Origin of the sequence: Lysinibacillus sp. NPDC059133, assembly GCF_042755925.1 — a bacterium.
In the GTDB taxonomy this organism is placed as follows: Bacteria; Bacillota; Bacilli; order Bacillales_A; family Planococcaceae; genus Lysinibacillus.
Genome location: NZ_JBHZDH010000009.1, coordinates 56,936 through 78,173 on the forward strand (window position 1 = coordinate 56,936; position 21,238 = coordinate 78,173).

Here is a 21,238-nt window from a genome sequence, read left to right on the forward strand (position 1 = left end):
GGGTGTTGGGATGGAATTTTCAACAATTACATTAGAAAAATTAGAACGCCGTGCAACATTAACATTAAATCGACCACATGCCATGAATGCTATGGACGATGTAATGATGCGTGAACTAGCAGAATGTTTTGAGGCACTACAGCAAGAACAAGAAATACAAATTCTCGTTATTCGCGGGGAAGGAAAAGTTTTTTCCGCAGGTGGCGATATTAAAGCGATGCTAGATCCAAATAAGCCACTAAATATTAATGAGGCAATGGTTTATTTATCACGTATTGTTAAAGCGTATTACCAGCTACCGATGATCGTCATTGCAGCAGTTCATGGAGCATCAGCTGGATTAGGCTTTAGTCTAGCGTTAGGGGCAGACATAGTTGTGGCATGTGAAAATAGTAAGCTGGCTATGAATTTCATAGGTATAGGGCTCATCCCTGATGGTGGCGGTCATTTCTTTATGAAGGAACGTGTGGGTACTGTCAAAGCGAAACAAATGATTTGGGAAGGTAAAGTATTAACTGCATCGGAAGCTCATGATGAAGGGTTAATTGACTACGTTGCACCAGATGGGACTGTTTTTGCGATTACTGACCAACTAATTGGAAAAATGCTTGCTTCTCCAATTGCATCAATGATTACGACTAAAAAAATTCTACATGCTCAAAATTTACCTCAATTAGAGAGTATTTTATCGATGGAAGCAGCGGGGCAAGCAGCGATGCGTAAAACGGCCGATCATTTAGAGGGAATCCATGCGTTTGTAGAGAAAAGAGCACCTGCCTTTGTAGGAAAATAAAATTAAATAAAATTAACTACTTATTTCAGTGGGCGTCAAAACACCCGCTGAAAGAAAAGGAAAGAAAAAAGGCGCGTAGAAAAGTATACTACGTGCCTTTTACTAGCCATTTTTAGACATGAAATAAGATTAATTTACCCGAAGAGTTAACAAGGCGATGAGTTTTGTTGGCAACACCTTTTTCTTCAATCTGCTGTAGACCGCTGATTTTTGCAGTCTCATCGTTTTCGAAAGTCCATGTTTCATCAAACAACGTTTCCCCAGTTTTTTCAAAAGCCGTAAAGCGATAATTCTCCATACAAACCCCACCCTTTACTTAAATATATATCCATTATACATAGAAGATTTATAAACTTCACGGTAAAACTAGCTAAAATTTCGATAAATTATGAAAGTTGTGGAAAATTTGAGGCAATACTATTAATGAACATTCTTTGAATACATTTCTCAACTAACGTGAAATATGATAAAATAGAACAAATATTCGGTTTCGGCATGATTCACGAATGTCTCATTATAGAAATGAGACAAATAGCAGTTAGTAAATTATTGAAGTAGCAATTCCAATGTACTGAATTAATTAATTACTGCATTGTGAGTGATGAAAGAATAACGACAAGGTATAGATTATTTATTACTTGAGGTGATTGGATGGCAGCAATTCGTTTTTTCCATATGGCAGATTTACATTTAGATAGTCCATTTAAGGGCTTATTTGGTTTACCCGAACAAAATTTCAAAAAGATTCGAACAAGTACTTTCGAAGCTTTTGATAAAATTATTCTGAAGGCTATTCAGGAGAAGCCTGATTTTTTACTGATTGTTGGTGATATATATGATGGTGAAAATCGAAGCTTACAGGCACAAAGACGATTTCAAGAGGCTATGGAAAAACTCTTTCAGCATAATATCCCTGTCATTTTAAGCTATGGTAACCATGATCACTTAAATGGTGCTTGGACACGCTTTGCTTTACCAAGCAATGTTTATGAGTTACCAGCTGAAACTAGTGTTGTGCAATTAAACATACGTGGTCAGCAAGTCAATATTTATGGCTTCAGCTATAGTGACCGTCATATAACGAAATCAATGATTGATAGTTATCCTGTTGCACAGGACCAGCATGTTATTCATATTGGTATGCTTCACGGTAGTGAGGCTAGCGATACTTCACATGCTGTTTATGCTCCTTTCACAAAAGATCAACTTCTTGAAAAAAACTATCATTATTGGGCTTTAGGGCATATTCATAAACGACAATTTTTACATCAAAATCCACCGATTGTTTATCCAGGCAATATTCAAAGTCGACATCGGAAAGAGCAGGGAATAAAGGGCTTCTATGACGTAACTCTGACACAAACCTCCACTGATTTGGAATTTGTACCGACATCTGCTGTTGTTTATAACACGGTAGAGGTGGATTGTACGGATGTGTTTCATGCAAATGAACTACTAAAAAAATGTGAGGAAGCACTGATGCTTAATCGTCAAGAGTATGGGGCATCTGTTGTTGAACTCCATTTGAAAAATATAGATGAACAATCACAATCTTTATTTGAACATGCTACAGTTGATGCATGGCTAGAAACTATTCGAGAAGCCGAGGATGGAATTGAACCGATGTGCTGGGTCCAAAAGCTCGTGTTACATCAATCGTCAGTATTGTATGAGCATACTGCTGTGACTGAATCGGTGATGAATCTAATGGAGCAATGGGATATTTCTGAATGGAAGGATATTTTAAAGGAACTGTACCAACATGCTGGTGGTGCAAGGCTGATTGAACCTTTAACAGAGCAGGATATTAAAAATTTAATGCACAACGCACAAGAATTATTAGCAGAAGAAATTCAAAGGGCGTGATTAACATGCTAACGATACAAAAAATCCAGATTTATGGCTTTGGCAAGCATGAAAACATCACCATTACTTTACGTGAGGGTGTCACTATTTTTTATGGTTTGAATGAAGCGGGTAAAACGACCATTCAACAGTTTATTTTACAAATGCTTTTTGGATTTCCTACGAGGCAGCAGGCACAACGTAAATATGAGCCGAAAGTATCGACTAAATTCGGTGGTCAGCTGACGATTTGGCATCCAACGTATGGACAATGCACGATCGAACGTATGAAAGGAAAGGCGTCTGGAGATGTCACAGTTTATCTAGAAGACGGAACAATGGGGCATGAGGAGCTTTTAGCAAAACTATTATATGGTTATTCAAAAGCTTCCTTTGAGTCCATTTTCTCCTTTTCATTACATGAACTACAGGGCATTGAAAAAATGTCAGAGGAAGAGCTAACACATTTGTTACTTGCCTCTGGGACAACAGGAATCCAACAGCTATCATCTTTAGAAAAGAAATTGGACAAAGATGCTAGTGAGCTTTTTAAAAAAGCAGGCAAAGTGCCACTCATTAATCAAAAAATAGAGCATTTAAAAAGACTAGAACGCACAATTAAACAAGAGCAAGGTAATATTCAGACCTTCGAGGATAAATTATTACAATTACAGCAGCTCGATCAAAAGCTAGAGGGGTTATATAGTCAGCAAAAAACACAGCAACAAAATTGGCAGCAGTTCACAATTCTTAAACAAGCTATGCCACTTCTAAAACAGCAAAAAGCTTTCGAACAGACGCAAAAAAGCTATGAACATGTGCAGTTTCCTCCAGAAGGGATCCGACGTTATGAGCAATTAAAGGATCGACTTATGCATGAAACACTACAAATGGAGCAACTGAAGGAGCAGTATCAGGGACTACAACAGAAGCTACAATTATCATTGGACGAGCAAGCTATTACTGAAATGTCTCGTCTTGTGAACAAGGAAGCAACATGGAATCAGTTAGTTGTAAAGGAACAGAACTTAATGGATGAGCTGTATTTAATCGAGCAAGAAATAGAAGCTCAGTTCCGTTTATTAGGTGTTCAGGACAAAACAGCGCAGGATATTTTGCTTGAAGAAACCGTATCATTACAGCAAGAGGAACAGTTTCAACAACAGTTAAGCCTATTAGAAGAAGCAGAAGAAGAGCTGAAATTTCATTTGCGTTCGTTGGAGCAACTACATGCAGAATTAGATACAATTGCTCAACTGAAACAACAGCTTCAACAGGAGTCATTAACTGCGGAGGAAGAACATATTTTAGCACAGTGGCCACAGCGTAAGCGAAAGCTTGAACAATTGCGTTATGGAAGGTCACAACGCTCGAAACAACAACAACCAAGTGTTTTTATATTTATTGTATTAGCCATAAGTATACTTTCATGTATCTATGGTGTGATGGAAAAAAATATGGCGGTTATCGTTGTAGGAGCGGTTATGTCACTCATCATTATTTTATATTTAAAATTTGCTAGACAAGCTCATGAAGCGCCGAGTAAACAACAGAGTCAGCAAATACGGGAGTTAGAGCAGGAGGAAAATATGGCTCAAGACATCCTGCTAAAAAAACAAAAACTTGAGGATCGCTTGTTACATGCAAATGAGCAACAGCAAGAAAAAGAACGTCAATATGTGAAACTTGAATATAAAATTCAACGGGCTGAGCAGGTAAGTGAAAAGGCCACTCAGTCGCTTCACCATTTTTTAGGGCGCTATCGGCTAGAGGGAAATATACCAAAAACATTGTTACCAGAGCTGTTTATGCGCATTCGTGGTGCTCAAGAGTTGGCAGCAAAAAAGAAGAGTACATTTACGCTTCAACAAACGGTACAAGCGGAGAAAACTGAGTTACTAGAACAGGTACAGCGAGTCTTAAAAACTGAGTATAGTGAGCAAGAAATCTTTATGCATTTACGTACTACATTCCTTACTTTACAGCAGGAGCAACAGCTATCCCAACAAGTAAAAGAGCAGTTGACTAGCCTTCAGACCAAAATGCAAGGAGTGCAATCACATATAGACAGCTATGAGGCTGAAATTACTCAGTTATTTAAAGCTGCGAATGTTCAATCAGAGAAGGGGTATTATGAAACTCATGAACAATTTGAACAACAACAAAAAATGAAAAAAGAACTTCAAGCCATTCAGAGTCAGCTAGCCTCGCTGAATGTAGACAACAAACAGTCGTTGCTAGAAGAGGAACAGCTAAATGAAAAACTGCTTACTTTAGAAGAAGAGCGAGACACAATGCAGGTAGCGATCGATCATTGCTTAGAACAACGAGCGACACTGCAAATCCAAAAAGAGAATCTTCTAAATGACGAGAAATATGGTCAGTTGCTTCAACAGTTTGAAGAAGAGAAATCAGTGTTGCAACAGCTGATAGGGCAATGGGCTGCAAAAAAAGCATTGTCTACGGCGATACATGAAACATTGTTCCGCCTAAGAGAAGAAAAACTACCTCATGTTTTGACAGAAGTTAATGCAATATTTAATTTGTTAACAGGTGGGCGTTACGATAAGCTTTTAATTAACGATGAAGGCTATTTTGTTGCACAGGATGTTTCTGGATTACGTTATCAAATGGCAGAATTATCACAGGCGACAAAGGAGCAAGCTTATATTTCATTGCGTATGGCACTAGCAAAAACGCTAACAACTTCTGCTCCATTTCCATTTATTATGGACGATCCTTTTGTCCATTTTGATCGAAACCGTACAGACAAAATGGTACAATTAATGAAAGAAGTAGGATATGAACGTCAAATTTTATATTTTACTTGCCATGACGCGATGCTCACTCATTGGCAGAAAGACCAAATTGTCGACGTAGGAGCACTAGCAAATGAAAGGGGAGTGGCGTCAACATGAAGGGTATTACGACGCTCCAGGTTGGAGAACCAGTAGATCAATTTTTATTAATTAAACAGGCGACAAAAGGGGTTACCACAGTCGGAAAACCATTTATTTCACTGTTATTACAAGATAAAAGTGGAGATATTGAAGCAAAGCTATGGGATACAAATGAAGATCATGAAAAAATGTATCACGCTGAGGCAATTGTCCGTGTAGGTGGAGAAATTCATGACTATCGTGGCAAAAATCAATTGCGTATCAAGGCAATCCGAGTTGCAAAACCAGAGGAGGGAATTGCTATTAATGATTTAGTTCCTTCCTCAGCAACTCCAAAAGAAGAATTATATGAAGAATTGACGAAATTTTTCTTTGATATTAAAAATCCGAATATATCACGAATTACACGTGCAGCTATTAAAAAACATCAGGATGCTATTTTAGTCTATCCAGCTGCTACGAAAAATCATCATGATTATGCGTCTGGTCTACTAGATCATATGGTGTCTATGTTGAGACTAGGAAAAGCAATTGCTGATTTATATCCTACATTAAATCGAGATCTATTATATGCAGGGATTATTCTGCATGATATTGGTAAAGTAGTTGAGCTATCAGGGCCTGTTGCAACAATATATACGGTTGAAGGGAATTTACTTGGTCATATTACGATTATGGTCAATGAAATTGCCAAGATTGCCAGTGAACTAGAAATCGAGGGCGAGGAAGTCATGCTATTGCAACATATGGTGCTATCTCACCACGGTAAAGAAGAATGGGGCAGCCCGAAAAAACCGATGATTCAAGAGGCGGAAATCTTGCATTATATTGATAATATTGATGCAAAGATGAACATGCTAACACGAGCATTAGGCAAAACAACGCCAGGCGAATTTACGGAAAGACTATTTCCACTTGATAATCGATCGTTTTATAAGCCGACTATTAAGTAAATGTAGATTTGATGTTCCTCATCAAAGGTTGGGGATTACATTCGTCTTCATTAGTGGATTCTGTAGAAAAAGGGTTACGCCTGTATCGGCGTAACCCTTTTTCATATAGTGAAGTAACAACTAGTAAGATTATTTTTCAGTATCTTTGTCGTCTTTATCTGTGTTTTCTTGAGCTTTCTTAGCTTGTTCCTCAGCTTTTTTAGCTGCTTCTTCAGTAGCCTTAGCTTCTTCCTCACTTGTTGTTGTAAGGGTTTTTATAGCAGTTTTTAATTCTTTATCAGATGTTTTTACATCAGCATCTTTTGCCAATTTTGCAACGATATCTTTAAGGATTTGTTGATCTTCACCTGTTTGCTTTAATTTAGCTAGCATTTGTGAACGGATGTTTTTCTCTTCGTCTTTGAATGAGCCAACACCTTTTACATCACGCTTTTCCGTAACTTCAATAACGTGGAAACCATAGCTTGATTTAACTGGTTCACTTAATGTTTTTACAGGAAGGGCGTAAGCAGCATCACTAAATTCATCTACCATTGCACCAACAGAGAACCAACCTAGTTCTCCGCCTTTTTCAGCAGAGCCAGTATCAGTCGAGTATTCTTTTGCTACATCTGCAAAAGAAGCGCCACCTTTAATTTTGGCAATGACTTCATTAGCTGTTTTCTCATCTGCTACTAAAATATGACGAGCATTTAACTCTGTTTTCATTTGCTCATAATGTTTTTTTACATCTTTGTCTGTAAATGCTTTATCTTCTAAAGCCTTTTCTGAAAGAAGCTCAACACGTAAAGCATCTTTATAGCTTTCTTCAGTTAAGCCACTCTGAGAAAGTGCATCGGCAAAGCTATCGCCGAATTGTGAAGCAGTTGCGTCATAAGCCTCTTTGATTTCTTTATCTGATACTTTATATTTATCAGCTAATAATTTTTCAGTCAACATTTGTTGAAGTATATGAGGACCTGCTAATGTTTTTGATGTTTTGTTAAAGTCAGAAACTGTAATGTCGCCTACTTTTGAAGTTGCGATTGTTTTGTTGTCATCTCCGCTACATGCACCAAGTGCTAATACCGAAGCAGCTAATGTTAAAGATAAAACTGTCTTTTTCATAGTGGATATTCTCTCCTTATATGGTTTCGTCCATTTTTTACTATAACATAAACGTTTTAAAAACAAAATGGTTCCCCCTTGAGTATAGCCTATATTTCAGATTTTCAAGCGCATAGGATATAGAAAAGAAAGGGGGTGAAGTTATGAGCAGCGGAGGATACGGTGGTGGCGGCGGCTACGGCTCAGGCTCAGGCTTTGCTTTATTAGTTGTGCTATTTATTTTATTAATTATCGTTGGTGCAGCGTTCCTATACTAATTAATAAAAACGGCAAAAGCTAAGGGTTTAACATCCTTAGCTTTTCTTTTTAACTACACTGCATATAAAACTTCAATATAAAATGAGACAAGTAATATTGTAATAAGTATATTTATAGTTCGGAATACTTTTGGTTGGTTTTCTTCGGGAATTTCACGTCGCATGCACAGCGCATAAGTCATGCGGTTTATTTGAAATAAATAGAATACCGAGAATAGAACTACAATCATTAACAGCAAGTCTATTCCTCCCCTCTTTCAGTATTAATAGCATAACAAAAAACGTTAATAAAACACAAGTACAAGCAATTTAGTGAATAGTAGGTGGTACTAAAATTTCATAGCCCTTAGGCGTCTCCTCAATCTGGGAGTCTTTAGGCGAATTCAATAAGTATTTTACATATAAAATATCTATTACACATAGACTACAATGGTAAGCTAAAAGTAATGTACCATAATGGGTATACGCAGGGAATAGTAGTGTACCTAATAAAATGCTTGTATTTAACACAATAAATGGTGTGAGTAAGGCTAAAATATAACGATTTTTCGATAAAGGTTCACGGATACGCATGTGAAGAACAGGAATAACATAAAATTGGGTACGCACACGCAATTTTAAATGCTGACGTAGATCATATAATGCTAGAAAGTGTAAGCATTTATGAATTGGATAGATTGCAAATATAGCAATAACAAATAGCCAAAACAAACGATCTGTATAGTACTCGTCATTAAATAAATTTAATGACACATAGGAAAGAGAAAAGACAGTAAAAAAAACAAGTACAGACATAATCATAATACGCGTTGTTCCGTAATGATGTTCAAGATTTAATATTTTCCAACAATGCATGATTATCAACTCCGTAATATGAATGGTCCTATTTAATTTAAATTGATTTATATTAGAATGCAAGAAAAAGGAGGTACCTCAGAAATATTTCTGAAACACCTCTTTTAACTTCTTTCAGCGGAAGTCCAAACACCCGCTTAAATAGGGGAACTCAGTCTAAAAACGCAACGTCCTTTGGCGACGACTGAGTGACCAACATCTTGTTGCTGACGCTACGTTAACACTACGCTTTCGCACAGACAAAACCTTGTTGCTGACGCTACGTTAACACTACGCTTTCGCACAGACAAAACCTTTTGCTGTCGCTAAAAGCCTAGTTTCACTTTCATCCTTTTACAGTTGGACGTTCTTCTACCTTATCAAAGGAATCACGGAAGTGTTGGAAGGAACGTTCGAAAATGTCGATGAAGTCCTCTCCATATATATTGCGAATAACAGCCATAACATCTAAAAATTCTGGGAAGCGACCATATAGGTCTTTTAAAGCTAATGAACCTTCTAGCACAGAATGATACGTATTATGATAATTACTATTCATTTCAACAATAAGGTCTGTGCCTGCATCTGTTAACTCAACATACGTATTCCGCTTGTCGTCATCACGCTTTGAAAACTTAAGGAATCCACGTTCTTCTAATTTTTTTGAAAAATTAAATGCAGTGGAAACATGCATTACCCCAAATTTCGCCACATCAGAAATTGAAGCCCCTTTTAAATGATACGAAATCCATAAAATATGATGTTCGTTAATATTTAAATCGTAGGGTTTAATCCATTGCTGCCAATCTTTTTCAACTGCTTTCCATAAAGCTTTTGATATTTGCGCAATTCTTTGACTATAAAGCATCGCTTCTTTTTGAGTGTATAATTCCTCTGACAAAGCCATCACCTACTGCTTTCTTTAACATTTTAAAAATATTATAGCAATAAAGGAAAAAAGTTTAAAGTTAGAAAAATTAAAAAATTGAAAAGTGGTTAAAAAACAACATTTTGTCAATCGGAATTAATAAAAATATAGAATTTTTATCAAATGGAAAGGACTTTAGTCGCTAACTTTTTCTTTCGTTTTTTTCTTTTTTTCTGTAAATTGTGCAACGTTTTTCTCGATTTCGCTTATTGAATTCTGTAATGCTTCTATTTCTTGTTGTAAGTTATTTTTTGACGGTTCGATTTCTTCAGTGAATGTAGTAATAGTTTGTTTTAAATCATTTATTATTAGTGGTATATTATTTTTCATTTCATTAGTAAGTGAATGAACAGATTGTTTAACTGTGCCTGCTTGCTGTTTTACATCTAAAAGTTTGTCCTTGGTGCTTTCAGCATTTGATCGCAAATTAGCACGTAATTGTTGTCCTGATTGAGGAGTTGAAAAAAGTACAGCAATTGTACCGCCAATGATCCCAGCTCCAAGTCCAAATAAAAATGGTTTTGCTTTCATATCGATTACCTCATTCCTGTAATTATCATGTGTTACCTACTATTAAACCATGAAATGCACCTATACAAAAAGAAAAAAGAAACTAAACGAGTGATTTTGAATCACGGTTTGGTTTCTTTTGAAGATAAACGTGCATTTTCTAAATGTATGCACCTTTTATTAAATTGAAATAGCTGTTTGGAATTTAGAGCGCTTCACTAATTTTGCAACTATAGGATAAATAATTGCAAAAGCAATGACATTAAATGCTACAGCGGGTAATACAACCCCTACAAACAGAACAGCGAATGTTGCACCAACGTTTGCATTGAATACAAAAAGTGCAACTGCTAAAAAGACAGTTCCAGATAAAATTGTTCCTAAACCAACTAAGACAGCAGATACTGCGAAATTACTTGCCAACTTTTTCAATACCATTAAGGCTGCTAAAAAGACAAAGCCTGTTACTGCTTTATCGATAATATTTGGAACAAGGCCAGCTGGAAACGTTGTAAATAATCCTGAAAGTACACCTGTTGCTAAAGAAAGTAAGAAAGTTTCTTTAATAGTAGGGAACAATAAAATACCAATAAACATCATTGTTAGCATGAAATCAGGCTTCATGCCGTTTACCATACCTGGTGTGACCACATAAAGGGTAGCACCAACACCAACTAAAAGTGCCATTAATACTAAATTCTTTGTATTCATTTCTAATCTCTCCTCGACTATGCTAATCTTTTTTGTCTCCTAAACGTGTCCTCATGACCGTTAGCGAAACTTATTTGTGATTGTACGCTATAAATTTGAAAATTGCAATAGACAATTCTGACAATTAGAGTGTGTCAGAATTTCAATTATTTAAGGTTAGCTTTAATGCTTTCCGCAACTTCAGTTAATTGCTCGGGTGTATATTTTTGTGTTTGCCAAATTAAGCCCAAGCCTTCTTTTTCGTCGTAACGAGGAATAAAATGTAAGTGATAGTGGAAAACAGTTTGTCCAGCTGCAGCGCCATTGTTATTAATTGTATTAAGTCCAATTGGATTAAAAGCAGCTTTTATAGCATTCGCAATTTTGGGTGCTGCTGCATATAAATTACGAGCTACATCCTCAGGCATTTCGAATAGATCCTTACAGTGATGCTTTGGAATTAATAGGGTATGCCCCTTTGCTACAGGTGAAATGTCAGTAAATGCATAGACATGTTCGTCTTCATAAATTTTTGTACTTGGGATGGATCCATCAATGATTTTGCAAAATAGGCAATCGCTCATTCGAAAATTCCTCCTTATTTTATATGTAAATACATTCTATCATACTCATAACTGTATCATTTGCTAATTTTTGATAAAATATAAATGAGAAGAGGAGTGATGGCATGACGGTATTAGAGGTACAGCATGTAACAGGTGGTTATACAAGAAAGCCGGTTATTAAAGATTTATCATTTACGATTGAAAAAGGGGAGCTTGTTGGCTTAATTGGCTTAAATGGAGCCGGTAAAAGTACAACGATTAAGCATATCATTGGAACGATGCTTCCAAAAGAAGGAGACATACGTTTAAATGGTGTGACGTTAAAGGAAAATACGGACAAGTATCGTACAGCATTTTCTTATATTCCTGAAACACCTGTATTATATGATGAGCTAACATTACGTGAACATTTAGAATTAACCGCGATGGCTTACGGTCTAGATGAAGCAACACTTGCAGCTCGTTCACAATTATTATTAAAAGAATTTCGAATGGAAAAGCGACTGAATTGGTTCCCTTCACATTTTTCAAAGGGGATGCGTCAAAAGGTTATGATTATGTGTGCCTTTTTAGTCAATCCAAGCCTTTATATTATTGATGAGCCTTTTGTGGGGCTCGATCCACTTGGAATTCAATCCTTGCTTGATCAGATGGATGAAAAGAAAAAAGAAGGCGCTTCTATCTTAATGTCTACGCACATTTTATCGACCGCTGAAAAGCATTGTGACCGCATTATTTTATTGCATGAAGGACGTGTGCGAGCACAAGGAACAATGGAGGATTTACGCAAGGTATTTGCGATGCCACATGCGACATTGGATGATTTATATATTGCCATGACAAAGGAGCACGACCATGAAGAACTTGCGTGATGTATGGTCCTCTCGCTTCATGCACTATATAGGTGAAGTGCAAAAATATATGCGATTTATTTTTACAGGGCATCTAGCGATTGTACTAGTATTTCTTATTGGAGCAGGGGGCTATCAGTATAGTGAATGGCTGAAAAGTGTACAGCCCGATTTTCCAGCAGAGGTATTAATCGCAGTGTTTGTAGGGATTTTACTTGCATTAAGTCGTCCAACTTCACTTTTGAGAGAGCCAGACCAAGTGTATTTATTACCATTAGAATCAAAAATGTCACAGTATTTTAAAAAGGCGTTAGCGTGGACGTTTTGGTCACAGGTTTGGATTGTGGCAATTGTTTATATCGTAAGTATCCCTTTACTAAAAGCTGTTACTGAATTAACAACATTTGAAATTTGGTCAGTGTTTCTACTTATTATTATATTGAAGTATTTGAGCGTTCAAGGTGAATTTAGTTATCGTTATAGTGAACGTGGTCAAATGATTTGGGTAGACAGGCTAATTCGAGCTGTTATCTTTAGTGTTACTGTGTACATGGGGCTTCATATGCAGCTTATTTTAGCAATTGTGGCTGCTGCAGTTGGGTGTGTGTATATTGTAATATTTAGAAAGAAATGTGCAGGTGAGCCTGTACCGTACGAGCATTTTGTAAAGCTGGAACAAAATCGCATGATGAGTTTCTATCGTTTTGCTAATTATTTCACGGACGTTCCACATTTACGTGGTAGCATCCGTCGTCGTGGTTGGTTTGATTGGCTTTACAAATTTGTGCCATATAAGAAGGACAATGCTCAAAAGTACTTAGTGTTCCGTACATTCATCCGAACAGATGATCATTTTTATTTATGGCTCCGATTAACAGTGATCTCAGCCGTTATTGCAGCTTTTGTAGATATCCCAGTCGTTACATGGGTTATTGCTGGTGCATTGAGCTTTGCTACAACTATTCAATTAAAATCTGCTTTATTATCAAGCGGTGAATTTCGCATGGACATGCTTTATCCTTTGCCTGATGAAGCACGTAAGGTAGCAGTCAATCAAATTGTGCGTCTTGCGATGATCACTCAAGCTATTATAGTGGGTCTATGTGGTATTACACAGCCAATGTTCTATGTAACCTTTATCATCATACTGGTTGTAAGTGAATTGACTGCTAAGGCCTCAAAATCTTGAATATAGTTAATTTCGCCTTTTGTTAAAACGTATCATGCGACTAAGTTGATTGAAGTGGAGACTGGGTGACTCCTCGGGGATTAGCAATAGAGGAACGAAGGCTAAAACCATCACGTCCTGTGATAACGCCTTCGTGACCAACATCGTGTTAGCCCGACGCCCCCAGGAAGCTCTGCTCTGCGCGAAAGCGAAGCGGCAGCAATTGTTTTATCTGTGCGAAAGCATAGCGACAGCAACAACAAAGCACCCAGTCGCAACGGAAATCAACCACACGCTTTGGTGATGAACCTTTATTTTTTTCTAATTATAAAAGCTCATTTCTCCAATAAAAGAATTGGAAAAATGAGCTTTATTTTTTATTCAACTAATTGATAGTCTAGTGCTGCTGTTAATAATACCTTTGCAGCAATGAGCATCCCTTTTTCGTCTATATCAAATTTTGGATGGTGATGTGGTGCATATTTAGCTGGGCGGGCTCCTGTGAAGAAGAATGTACCTGGCTTTTCTTCTAAGTAATAAGCGAAATCTTCAGCCCCCATAGTTGCTTCAACCTCAGTAACATCGCAAATATCCTGTGCTATATTACGCACAAAGAGTGTTTCCTTCTCATGATTTACAACTGCAGGGTAGCCACAACGATAATCCAGTTTAATTGTACAATCATGTGCAATTTCTGTACCTTGGATAACTCGTTTAAACTCACGTTCCATCGTTTCACGAACATCCTTATCAAACGTTCGAATTGTGCCATTTAAATAGGCTGTATCGGCAATAATATTGTCAGCATTAGATGCCACGAATGAACCAACTGACAAAACAGCTGATTCAGTTGGGGCAACACGACGTGCGACAAGCTGTTGTAAATTTATAACAAGCTGAGAGCCAATAACAATCGCATCCTTAGTTTGATCTGGATGAGCGCCGTGACCGCCCTGACCTTGAATTTTTATTTCAAAACTATCAACAGCGGCCATTGTCGGCCCTACGCGGTAGCCAATCATGCCTGTAGGATGGTTAGAAGAAAGGTGTGTACCAAAAATAGCATCAACGCCTTTCAAAGCCCCGGCCTGTACGATCCCAATTGCTCCACCCGGATCAACCTCTTCAGCATGTTGATGAATTAGTACATATTCTCCTACTAACTCATCGCGCATTTCCCACAATAGCTTACCGACAATTAACAAAGTAGCTGTATGACCATCATGCCCGCAAGCATGCATAACACCAGACACAGTTGATTTGTAAGGTACGTCTTTTTCATCTTGTATAGGAAGCGCATCAAAGTCTGCTCGTAAGGCAACCGTTTTGCCAGGCTTGCTCCCCTTAATCCGCGCAATTAAACCGTGACCACTGACATTAGCTTCAACCGGTACGCCGAGATTTTTATAAAACTGAATAATATAATTAGCAGTTTCTTGCTCCTGAAAGCTTAGCTCCGGATACATATGCAGATGACGGCGAATCGCCACCATTTCATCAAAATGAGCATCAATTTTTTCAAATAGATGTTGGTTCATAGTAAACCTCCTTAAACAAATTATCCTAGATTTTTATGAATAACATAATAGTTTTACAAACTGGATAAATAGAGGGTTAGCGCGTCTCATCAAGAATATCCTTGGGAAAAGTAATGAATCTCCGCACGTCACGGGAGAATACCCGCGGAAGAGCATCAAATACCCACGAAAGCATCAAATACCTGCGCCTCTCAACTAATCTTCGTTTTCTTCTTTTGGAGCAGCACTATAGGTTGTGATATAGGAAGCGGCTGAGAAAATATTCTGTTGATTCACGCCTGTTGATTCTTTGCGTTCAGCATGTGCTGATGCAAAGGCCTTTGAGCTTTTCCATGCTTCGAACGAATGAGGACCGTTCCACTGTGTCATGACAATATATGTTTCACTATTTAATGGACGAAGAAGTCGAAACGCTACAAAACCTGGTTCATCTTCGATAGCACGTGCTCGATTTAAAATTCGATGTTCAAAAACTGGTCGACCTTCATCTGTAACAGGAATATTGTTAAAAACAAAGAAACCTCGTTCTTCTAGATCATTTACTGAATCTAGCACTTCAAACTTACGAGGTGTGGCAAATACAGATTTTCCTTTTGTTTCATGTATAAGCACAGAGTTTCCTTCTCCGTGTATTAAAATCATGACTTCGTTTGGATATTTATTCTTTAGTTGCTCTAAAAAATCACCTGTACCAGAAGTTAAATAAATATACACAACTATTGCCCTCCTTATGAATGTTCATCTTTTTAAAGGAATGAATTGTGCTTGCACAACGCACTACTTAGTCCCGCCATTACCTGCTCGAAAGCAACAAGTACGCTAAGGTGGAATTTGGAATATAGCGTGATTATCTCCATTTAAGTGTAAGTATATAGCTTTGTCAAAAAAGAAAGCCCTTAGAAAGAACAATTTTATGACATTTCCCTATGAAAACTATACAATAACAGAGGAAGCGTTTACTATTGAAAACGGATATCAATAATAACGAAATAAAAACAAAAGAATTTTACGATATGAATTTTAATGAGGGGAAGGAACTATTCATGACAACTTTTAATGATACACTTCTACGTGCTGCACGGGGAGAAAGAACGGAACATACACCAGTATGGTATATGCGACAAGCAGGACGCTCTCAGCCAGAATATCGTGCGATTAAAGAAAAGTATTCTTTAGAGGAAATTACACTTCAACCTGAGCTTTGTGCATATGTAACGCGATTACCAGTAGAAAATTACAATGTTGATGCAGCGATTTTATACAAAGATATAGTAACACCACTCCCTGGTATTGGAGTAGATGTAAAAATCAAAGCAGGAGTAGGTCCTGTCATTTCAAATCCTATCCGATCAGTTGCTGATATAGAAAAACTAGGTGAATTCAATGCGAAAGAACATACACCATTCGTTTTAGAAACGATAAAAATGTTAACAGAAGAACAACTGAATGTACCTTTAATTTGCTTTGCAGGTGCACCATTCACTCTCGCAAGCTATATGATTGAAGGTGGACCTTCAAGAAACTATAATAAAACAAAATCATTTATGGTATCAGAGCCTCAAGCTTGGTTTGCATTAATGGACAAGTTAGCTGACATGATTATTTCTGATATTTCTGCTCAAGTCGAAGCGGGAGCAAAAGCTATCCAAATATTTGACTCCTGGGTTGGTGCTTTAAATGTTGAAGACTATCGTGTGTTCATTAAACCAATTATGACACGTATTTTTGCAGAGCTACAAAAAGAAAATGTGCCACTTATTCAGTTTGGTGTCGGTGCAAGTCATTTAGCGAAAGAGTGGAATGATTTACCGATCGATGTTGTTGGCTTAGATTGGCGTTTACCGATTAAAGAAGCTCGTGCTAACGGTATAACTAAGCCAGTACAAGGGAATTTAGATCCATCACTATTACTTGCTGATTGGTCCATTATTGAAAAACGCACGAAAGATATTATCGATCAAGGCTTAGAAATGCCAGGACATATTTTTAACTTAGGTCATGGTGTCTTCCCAGATGTTGACCCAGAAGTGTTAAAACGTTTAACAGCTCTTATTCATGAGTATAGTGCTCAACAAATCCAAGCACGCTCTTAATATAGATATGAACAAGAATATTTTCTTTTCTATGAATGATAATCTCGATTTCATCGTAGAAAGGGTGCTGTCCAACCTAATGAATTGGACAGCTTCTTTTTGTCACATACTATACGATTAAAGATATATTTAACTATTATTTAGAGGTGAAAAGGTAATGAAAGAAGTTAAAGGCTTATTAGTTATGGCATACGGAACACCCTATAAAGAAGAAGACATCGAACCTTACTATACGCATATTCGCCACGGTCGCAAACCATCAGAAGAGCATTTAGAAGATTTGCGCGGCCGTTATGAAGCAATCGGTGGTTTATCACCACTTGCTGCTGCTACAAAAGCGCAGGCTGAAGCTTTATGTGCACGTTTAAATGAAGTACAAGATAATGTGGAATACAAATTATTTATCGGTTTAAAGCATATTCACCCATTCATTGAAGATGCAGTAGAAGGAATGGTAGCAGAAGGTATTAAAGAAGCGGTTTCTATCGTATTAGCTCCTCACTTCTCAACGTTCTCCATTAAATCATATAATGGTCGTGCAACAGAAGCGGCTGGAGATCGATTAACAATTACTTCTGTAGAATCATGGTATGATGAACCAAAATTCATTGAGTATTGGAAAAACAAAGTAAATGAAACATTTGATGCAATGTCTGTTGAAGAGCGTGAAAAAGCGTGTCTAGTCGTTTCTGCACATTCACTTCCAGAGAAAATTAAAGAGTTGGGCGATCCATATGAAGATCAATTAATTGAGACAGCTCGACTAATCAAAGAAGCAACGGGTGTCAATAATGTAGAAGTTGGCTGGCAATCAGCAGGACAAACACCTGAGCCATGGATCGGTCCAGATGTTCAGGACTTAACACGTGAACTTTACGAGCAAAAGGGCTTCCGTTCATTCGTTTATACGCCAGTTGGCTTTGTTACAGAACATTTAGAAGTTTTATATGACAACGATTATGAATGTAAAGTTGTTTGTGATGAACTTGGCGCGAAATATTATCGTCCAGCAATGCCAAATACACACCCATTATTTATTGATGCAATGGTTGATGCCATTCATAAAAAACTAAGCTAAGCGAAAAGAAAGTGATGATGTTGGTGACTCAGAAAAGACGAAAGGTAGTTGTTGTAGGCGGTGGCATTACTGGCCTCACAACTGCGTTCTATTTGCAAAAAGAAGCAAGCGCAAAAGAATTGCCGTTAGATATCGTACTTGTCGAGTCGTCATTACGTCTTGGCGGAAAAATACAAACACTGAGAAAAGATGGCTTTATTATCGAGCGCGGTCCAGAATCTTTTTTTGATCGTGAGAACTATGTGTATGCTTTGGCAAAGGATTTAGGCATTGAACAGGAAATGATTACAAGCAATACAGGACCGACCTACGTTGCCGTTGGTAGTCAATTGTATCCAATCCCGAGCAATCTTTTGTCTGGAGCAACACCACATGCCTCGTCATTTATTACATCAGGTTTGTTTTCACTTAGCGGGAAAGTTCGTGCGGCGGGGGATTTTTTCATTCCTCGTTCGGCACAGAATGATGACCAACCATTAGGGCAATTTTTTAGAAGAAGATTCGGTGCTGAAATTGTAGAAAATCTCGTAGAGCCATTACTTGCAGGAACATTTGCTGGTGATATTGAGCAGTTAAGCATGCGCTCAACATTCCCACAGCTTTATGGATTAGAGCAAAAATATCGTAGCCTACTTATTGGGATGAAAAAGGCTGGTACGAATTTTTTAAGTAACGATCTCACTGCGAAAGATAAGGGCATTTTTCAAACATTTAATAATGGTCTTGAGACACTTATCGAAAAACTTGAAGAATCACTACTTCCTGGGACAGTTATGAAGGGTGTTAAGGTCGAGGAAATTGAGCATGGTAAGGATGGTACTGTTCAAGTTGTGTTAAACAATTTTACGCAATTAAAAGCAGATGCTGCTATTATTGCTACACCATTTAATGTGGCAAGAAAAATGTTCAGTAAACACCAGTTATTAACGGAATTGAGTACGATGAAGGCAGCAACTATTGCTACTGTGACAATGGCATTTAAAAAAGACCAGTTAGGTGATCTAGATGCGTTATCATTTTTTGTCTCTCGAAATAGTGATTTTTCAATAACTTCTTGTACTTGGATGAATCGAAAGTGGCCTGGCACAACACCAGATGATTACGTGCTGTTACGCAGTTATATTGGCCGAGTGGGCGACGAGGCAATTGTAGCGCTATCCGATACTGAAATTGAAAAGACCGTATTGCAGGATTTAACGAAAACAATTGGTGTAGATGGAGAACCGTTAATGACTGTAGTTTCCCGTTGGAAAAATGCCATGCCGCAATATACCGTAGGACATGAAGCGAAGGTAGAGCGAGTAAAACAAGAATTACGTGAGCATTTTCCGACAGTTAAGCTCTCGGGGAGTTCCTTCGAAGGAATATCAATACCTGAGTGCGTGGAGCAAGGTAAAAATGTTGCTGAAGAAATATTAAAGGAAATGTTTGAGATTTGTGAGAAATAAATGATTATCAGTAAGTAGTACAAACTTGAAGATCAATGTTTGTACTACTTTTTTTATTTTGAAATTTGATAGGGCAAAGTACAAATTGCACAAGTTAGATAACTCAAATTAAAAACTGAGAAAGTAAGTTTCTACTTTCCCAGTAAAGATCTTAATGTTATGAAATTCGGTGACATGACCATACAATACCGCCGGAGTTAGCTCCTCCAAGAGTAAGTCCTAACGTTAAACCGTTAGCATTGTAGAATAAATCAATAACATCACCTGCATTTAAATCGGCTTCTCCAGCTAATGTTACTGTCCCATTACCAAGGATAGCGCGTAAAGTCAATACGGCAATAACATTTACATTTAATAAAGGGAATAGCCCGCTTATTAAATTTGTTGTAGTGTTTTGGCGAATAGCAAATGATGGGTTGATGCCAGCCCCTAAGGTTACGGAAATTGCAGCAGCAGTTGAGTAGTTGATTGTAGCCTCAAAAGCATATCTTCCAGTCGTTGGAACGGTGAAAATTCCGGTCGTTGGATTGAATGCTGGTGTTGTGAAATATGGAGCTGCCACACTCCAGTTAGTGATTGTAGTAGAAGCGCTTACTGTTATAGCATTATTAAATGCTGAGAAACCTTCTGTAAATGCTGGTCCGGTAGCCCCAGTAGAGCCAGTAGCCCCAGTAGAACCGGTAGAGCCAGTAGCTCCAGTCACCCCAGTAGAGCCAGTAGCCCCAGTAGAGCCAGTAGCCCCAGTAGAACCGGTAGAGCCGGTAGCTCCAGTAACACCAGTAATCCCAGTAGACCCAGTCGCGCCAATAACACCAGTAGCGCCAGTAGAACCGGTAGAGCCAGTAGAACCGGTAGCTCCAGTAACACCAGTAGAGCCAGTAGAGCCAGTCGCGCCAGCAGTTCCAGTAGCCCCAGTAGCCCCAGTAGAGCCAGTAGAGCCGGTAGCTCCAGTAACACCAGTAATCCCAGTAGACCCAGTCGCGCCAATAACACCAGTAGCGCCAGTAGAGCCGGTAGAGCCAGTAGAACCGGTAGAGCCAGTAGAGCCAGTAGAACCGGTAGAGCCAGTAGAGCCAGTAGAACCGGTAGAGCCAGTAGAGCCAGTAGAACCGGTAGAACCGGTAGAGCCAGTAGAACCGGTAGAGCCAGTAGAGCCAGTAGAGCCAGTAGCCCCAGTAGCCCCAGTAGCTCCAGTAGCTCCAGTAGCTCCAGTAGCTCCAGTAGCTCCAGTAACGCCAGTAGAGCCGGTAGCGCCAGCAGTTCCAGTAGCTCCAGTAACACCAGTAGAGCCAGTAGAGCCAGTAGAGCCAGTCGCGCCAGCAGCCCCAGTAGAGCCAGTAGAGCCGGTAGCTCCAGTAACACCAGTAATCCCAGTAGAGCCAGTCGCGCCAATAACACCAGTAGAGCCAGTAGAACCGGTAGCACCAGTAGAGCCAGTCGCCCCAGTAGCTCCAGTAACGCCAGTAGAGCCGGTAGCTCCAGTTTCACCAGTAACCCCAGTAGAACCGGTAGCGCCAGTAGATCCAGTTTCACCAGTAATCCCAGTAGAGCCGGTAACGCCAGTAACACCAGTAACACCAGTAACACCAGTAACACCAGTAGAGCCAGTCACCCCAGTAGCGCCAGTAGAACCGGTAGCGCCGGTAGAACCGGTAGAGCCAGTAGAGCCAGTCGCCCCA

General features: G+C 38.5%; 20 protein-coding genes and 1 pseudogene. 10 read left to right on the top strand and 11 right to left on the bottom strand.

The genetic code is table 11. The annotated features are described in order from the left end of the window. The first annotated feature begins 10 nt into the window (after positions 1 to 10). Positions 11 to 793 carry an enoyl-CoA hydratase gene (locus tag ACFXN8_RS07220; RefSeq protein WP_386843974.1) on the top strand — a complete coding sequence of 261 codons (783 nt, stop codon included), beginning with the start codon at positions 11 to 13 and terminating at the stop codon, positions 791 to 793. A 112-nt stretch (positions 794 to 905) separates the two neighbouring features. Here ACFXN8_RS07220 and ACFXN8_RS07225 read toward each other — a convergent pair whose 3' ends face one another. Beyond that, positions 906 to 1,091, bottom strand: a complete 186-nt coding sequence (locus ACFXN8_RS07225; RefSeq protein WP_370080917.1) for a YhzD family protein — start codon at positions 1,089 to 1,091, stop codon at positions 906 to 908. 353 nt (positions 1,092 to 1,444) lie between these two features. Between ACFXN8_RS07225 and ACFXN8_RS07230 the strand changes: the two genes are divergently transcribed. The 3 genes from ACFXN8_RS07230 to yhaM are packed head-to-tail and all read left to right on the top strand — an operon-like array spanning position 1,445 to position 6,491. Further along, positions 1,445 to 2,659 carry a metallophosphoesterase family protein gene (locus ACFXN8_RS07230; RefSeq protein ID WP_386843977.1) on the top strand — a complete coding sequence of 405 codons (1,215 nt, stop codon included), beginning with the start codon at positions 1,445 to 1,447 and terminating at the stop codon, positions 2,657 to 2,659. Positions 2,660 to 2,664: 5 nt separating this feature from the next. Beyond that, positions 2,665 to 5,556, top strand: a complete 2,892-nt coding sequence (locus ACFXN8_RS07235; protein ID WP_386843979.1) for an ATP-binding protein — start codon at positions 2,665 to 2,667, stop codon at positions 5,554 to 5,556. Then, positions 5,553 to 6,491, top strand: a complete 939-nt coding sequence (gene yhaM, locus ACFXN8_RS07240; RefSeq protein WP_386843981.1) for a 3'-5' exoribonuclease YhaM — start codon at positions 5,553 to 5,555, stop codon at positions 6,489 to 6,491. The genes ACFXN8_RS07235 and yhaM overlap by 4 nt, the downstream gene beginning before the upstream one ends. A gap of 129 nt (positions 6,492 to 6,620) precedes the next feature. Here the strand turns inward: yhaM and ACFXN8_RS07245 are convergent, their stop codons facing one another. Beyond that, positions 6,621 to 7,598: a peptidylprolyl isomerase gene (locus tag ACFXN8_RS07245; protein ID WP_376075469.1), complete on the bottom strand. Its 978-nt coding sequence runs from the start codon at positions 7,596 to 7,598 to the stop codon at positions 6,621 to 6,623. Positions 7,599 to 7,741: 143 nt separating this feature from the next. Between ACFXN8_RS07245 and ACFXN8_RS07250 the strand changes: the two genes are divergently transcribed. Beyond that, complete coding sequence (locus ACFXN8_RS07250) at positions 7,742 to 7,855, top strand: YjcZ family sporulation protein (protein WP_370046387.1); 114 nt, start codon at positions 7,742 to 7,744, stop codon at positions 7,853 to 7,855. 53 nt (positions 7,856 to 7,908) lie between these two features. Here ACFXN8_RS07250 and ACFXN8_RS26510 read toward each other — a convergent pair whose 3' ends face one another. The 6 genes from ACFXN8_RS26510 to ACFXN8_RS07275 form a co-directional block, all read right to left on the bottom strand. Further along, on the bottom strand, positions 7,909 to 8,094 hold the full coding sequence (locus ACFXN8_RS26510; protein ID WP_079563331.1) for a hypothetical protein: 186 nt from the start codon (positions 8,092 to 8,094) through the stop codon (positions 7,909 to 7,911). A 70-nt stretch (positions 8,095 to 8,164) separates the two neighbouring features. Further along, positions 8,165 to 8,710, bottom strand: coding sequence for a DUF3267 domain-containing protein (locus ACFXN8_RS07255; protein ID WP_386843984.1), 546 nt, complete (start codon positions 8,708 to 8,710; stop codon positions 8,165 to 8,167). Positions 8,711 to 9,035: 325 nt separating this feature from the next. Then, a complete protein-coding gene (locus ACFXN8_RS07260) occupies positions 9,036 to 9,596 on the bottom strand; it encodes an HTH-type transcriptional regulator Hpr (RefSeq protein ID WP_376075504.1) in 561 nt (186 codons plus the stop codon). Positions 9,597 to 9,752: 156 nt separating this feature from the next. After that, a complete protein-coding gene (locus ACFXN8_RS07265) occupies positions 9,753 to 10,148 on the bottom strand; it encodes a YtxH domain-containing protein (RefSeq protein ID WP_376075466.1) in 396 nt (131 codons plus the stop codon). A 159-nt stretch (positions 10,149 to 10,307) separates the two neighbouring features. Further along, on the bottom strand, positions 10,308 to 10,838 hold the full coding sequence (locus ACFXN8_RS07270) for a tryptophan transporter (protein ID WP_376075464.1): 531 nt from the start codon (positions 10,836 to 10,838) through the stop codon (positions 10,308 to 10,310). Positions 10,839 to 10,984: 146 nt separating this feature from the next. After that, positions 10,985 to 11,401 (bottom strand): HIT family protein, encoded by a 417-nt coding sequence (locus ACFXN8_RS07275; protein WP_323649866.1) that lies wholly within the window; start codon positions 11,399 to 11,401, stop codon positions 10,985 to 10,987. Positions 11,402 to 11,505: 104 nt separating this feature from the next. Here ACFXN8_RS07275 and ACFXN8_RS07280 point away from each other — a divergent pair, with 104 nt between their 5' ends. Next, positions 11,506 to 12,255, top strand: coding sequence for an ABC transporter ATP-binding protein (locus ACFXN8_RS07280; RefSeq protein ID WP_376075462.1), 750 nt, complete (start codon positions 11,506 to 11,508; stop codon positions 12,253 to 12,255). After that, positions 12,239 to 13,423 carry an ABC transporter permease gene (locus ACFXN8_RS07285; RefSeq protein ID WP_386843987.1) on the top strand — a complete coding sequence of 395 codons (1,185 nt, stop codon included), beginning with the start codon at positions 12,239 to 12,241 and terminating at the stop codon, positions 13,421 to 13,423. Before ACFXN8_RS07280 ends, ACFXN8_RS07285 begins: the two co-directional genes overlap by 17 nt. Positions 13,424 to 13,779: 356 nt before the next feature. Here the strand turns inward: ACFXN8_RS07285 and ACFXN8_RS07290 are convergent, their stop codons facing one another. Both ACFXN8_RS07290 and ACFXN8_RS07295 read right to left on the bottom strand, forming a co-directional pair. Continuing rightward, the gene (locus ACFXN8_RS07290) at positions 13,780 to 14,940 is read right to left on the bottom strand and encodes an amidohydrolase (protein ID WP_386843989.1); all 1,161 of its coding nucleotides are present in this window, start codon (positions 14,938 to 14,940) and stop codon (positions 13,780 to 13,782) included. Positions 14,941 to 15,135: 195 nt separating this feature from the next. Beyond that, complete coding sequence (locus ACFXN8_RS07295; protein WP_386843991.1) at positions 15,136 to 15,654, bottom strand: antibiotic biosynthesis monooxygenase family protein; 519 nt, start codon at positions 15,652 to 15,654, stop codon at positions 15,136 to 15,138. Between the two features lie 329 nt (positions 15,655 to 15,983). Between ACFXN8_RS07295 and hemE the strand changes: the two genes are divergently transcribed. The 3 genes from hemE to hemY all read left to right on the top strand — a co-directional run bounded on the left by hemE (position 15,984) and on the right by hemY (position 19,559). Beyond that, complete coding sequence (hemE, locus tag ACFXN8_RS07300) at positions 15,984 to 17,033, top strand: uroporphyrinogen decarboxylase (protein ID WP_386844063.1); 1,050 nt, start codon at positions 15,984 to 15,986, stop codon at positions 17,031 to 17,033. Between the two features lie 157 nt (positions 17,034 to 17,190). Next, positions 17,191 to 18,111: a ferrochelatase gene (gene hemH / locus ACFXN8_RS07305; protein ID WP_386843993.1), complete on the top strand. Its 921-nt coding sequence runs from the start codon at positions 17,191 to 17,193 to the stop codon at positions 18,109 to 18,111. 14 nt (positions 18,112 to 18,125) lie between these two features. Next, positions 18,126 to 19,559: a protoporphyrinogen oxidase gene (hemY, locus tag ACFXN8_RS07310; protein WP_386844065.1), complete on the top strand. Its 1,434-nt coding sequence runs from the start codon at positions 18,126 to 18,128 to the stop codon at positions 19,557 to 19,559. Between the two features lie 157 nt (positions 19,560 to 19,716). Here the strand turns inward: hemY and ACFXN8_RS26515 are convergent. Continuing rightward, positions 19,717 to 21,238 (bottom strand): annotated as a pseudogene (locus tag ACFXN8_RS26515) (collagen-like protein); the annotation flags it as partial.

What these genes read in the sequence shown, in the direction of transcription:
- ACFXN8_RS07220 (WP_386843974.1), top strand. Translation starts at nt 11, where the DNA reads ATGGAATTTTCAACAATTACATTAGAAAAATTAGAACGCCGTGCAACA.
- ACFXN8_RS07290 (WP_386843989.1), bottom strand. Translation starts at nt 14,940, where the DNA reads ATGAACCAACATCTATTTGAAAAAATTGATGCTCATTTTGATGAAATG.
- ACFXN8_RS07245 (WP_376075469.1), bottom strand. Translation starts at nt 7,598, where the DNA reads ATGAAAAAGACAGTTTTATCTTTAACATTAGCTGCTTCGGTATTAGCA.
- yhaM (WP_386843981.1), top strand. Translation starts at nt 5,553, where the DNA reads ATGAAGGGTATTACGACGCTCCAGGTTGGAGAACCAGTAGATCAATTT.
- hemY (WP_386844065.1), top strand. Translation starts at nt 18,126, where the DNA reads ATGATGTTGGTGACTCAGAAAAGACGAAAGGTAGTTGTTGTAGGCGGT.
- ACFXN8_RS07255 (WP_386843984.1), bottom strand. Translation starts at nt 8,710, where the DNA reads ATGCATTGTTGGAAAATATTAAATCTTGAACATCATTACGGAACAACG.
- ACFXN8_RS07265 (WP_376075466.1), bottom strand. Translation starts at nt 10,148, where the DNA reads ATGAAAGCAAAACCATTTTTATTTGGACTTGGAGCTGGGATCATTGGC.
- ACFXN8_RS07235 (WP_386843979.1), top strand. Translation starts at nt 2,665, where the DNA reads ATGCTAACGATACAAAAAATCCAGATTTATGGCTTTGGCAAGCATGAA.
- hemE (WP_386844063.1), top strand. Translation starts at nt 15,984, where the DNA reads ATGACAACTTTTAATGATACACTTCTACGTGCTGCACGGGGAGAAAGA.
- ACFXN8_RS07250 (WP_370046387.1), top strand. Translation starts at nt 7,742, where the DNA reads ATGAGCAGCGGAGGATACGGTGGTGGCGGCGGCTACGGCTCAGGCTCA.
- ACFXN8_RS07230 (WP_386843977.1), top strand. Translation starts at nt 1,445, where the DNA reads ATGGCAGCAATTCGTTTTTTCCATATGGCAGATTTACATTTAGATAGT.
- hemH (WP_386843993.1), top strand. Translation starts at nt 17,191, where the DNA reads ATGAAAGAAGTTAAAGGCTTATTAGTTATGGCATACGGAACACCCTAT.
- ACFXN8_RS07275 (WP_323649866.1), bottom strand. Translation starts at nt 11,401, where the DNA reads ATGAGCGATTGCCTATTTTGCAAAATCATTGATGGATCCATCCCAAGT.
- ACFXN8_RS07225 (WP_370080917.1), bottom strand. Translation starts at nt 1,091, where the DNA reads ATGGAGAATTATCGCTTTACGGCTTTTGAAAAAACTGGGGAAACGTTG.
- ACFXN8_RS07280 (WP_376075462.1), top strand. Translation starts at nt 11,506, where the DNA reads ATGACGGTATTAGAGGTACAGCATGTAACAGGTGGTTATACAAGAAAG.
- ACFXN8_RS07260 (WP_376075504.1), bottom strand. Translation starts at nt 9,596, where the DNA reads ATGGCTTTGTCAGAGGAATTATACACTCAAAAAGAAGCGATGCTTTAT.
- ACFXN8_RS07270 (WP_376075464.1), bottom strand. Translation starts at nt 10,838, where the DNA reads ATGAATACAAAGAATTTAGTATTAATGGCACTTTTAGTTGGTGTTGGT.
- ACFXN8_RS07285 (WP_386843987.1), top strand. Translation starts at nt 12,239, where the DNA reads ATGAAGAACTTGCGTGATGTATGGTCCTCTCGCTTCATGCACTATATA.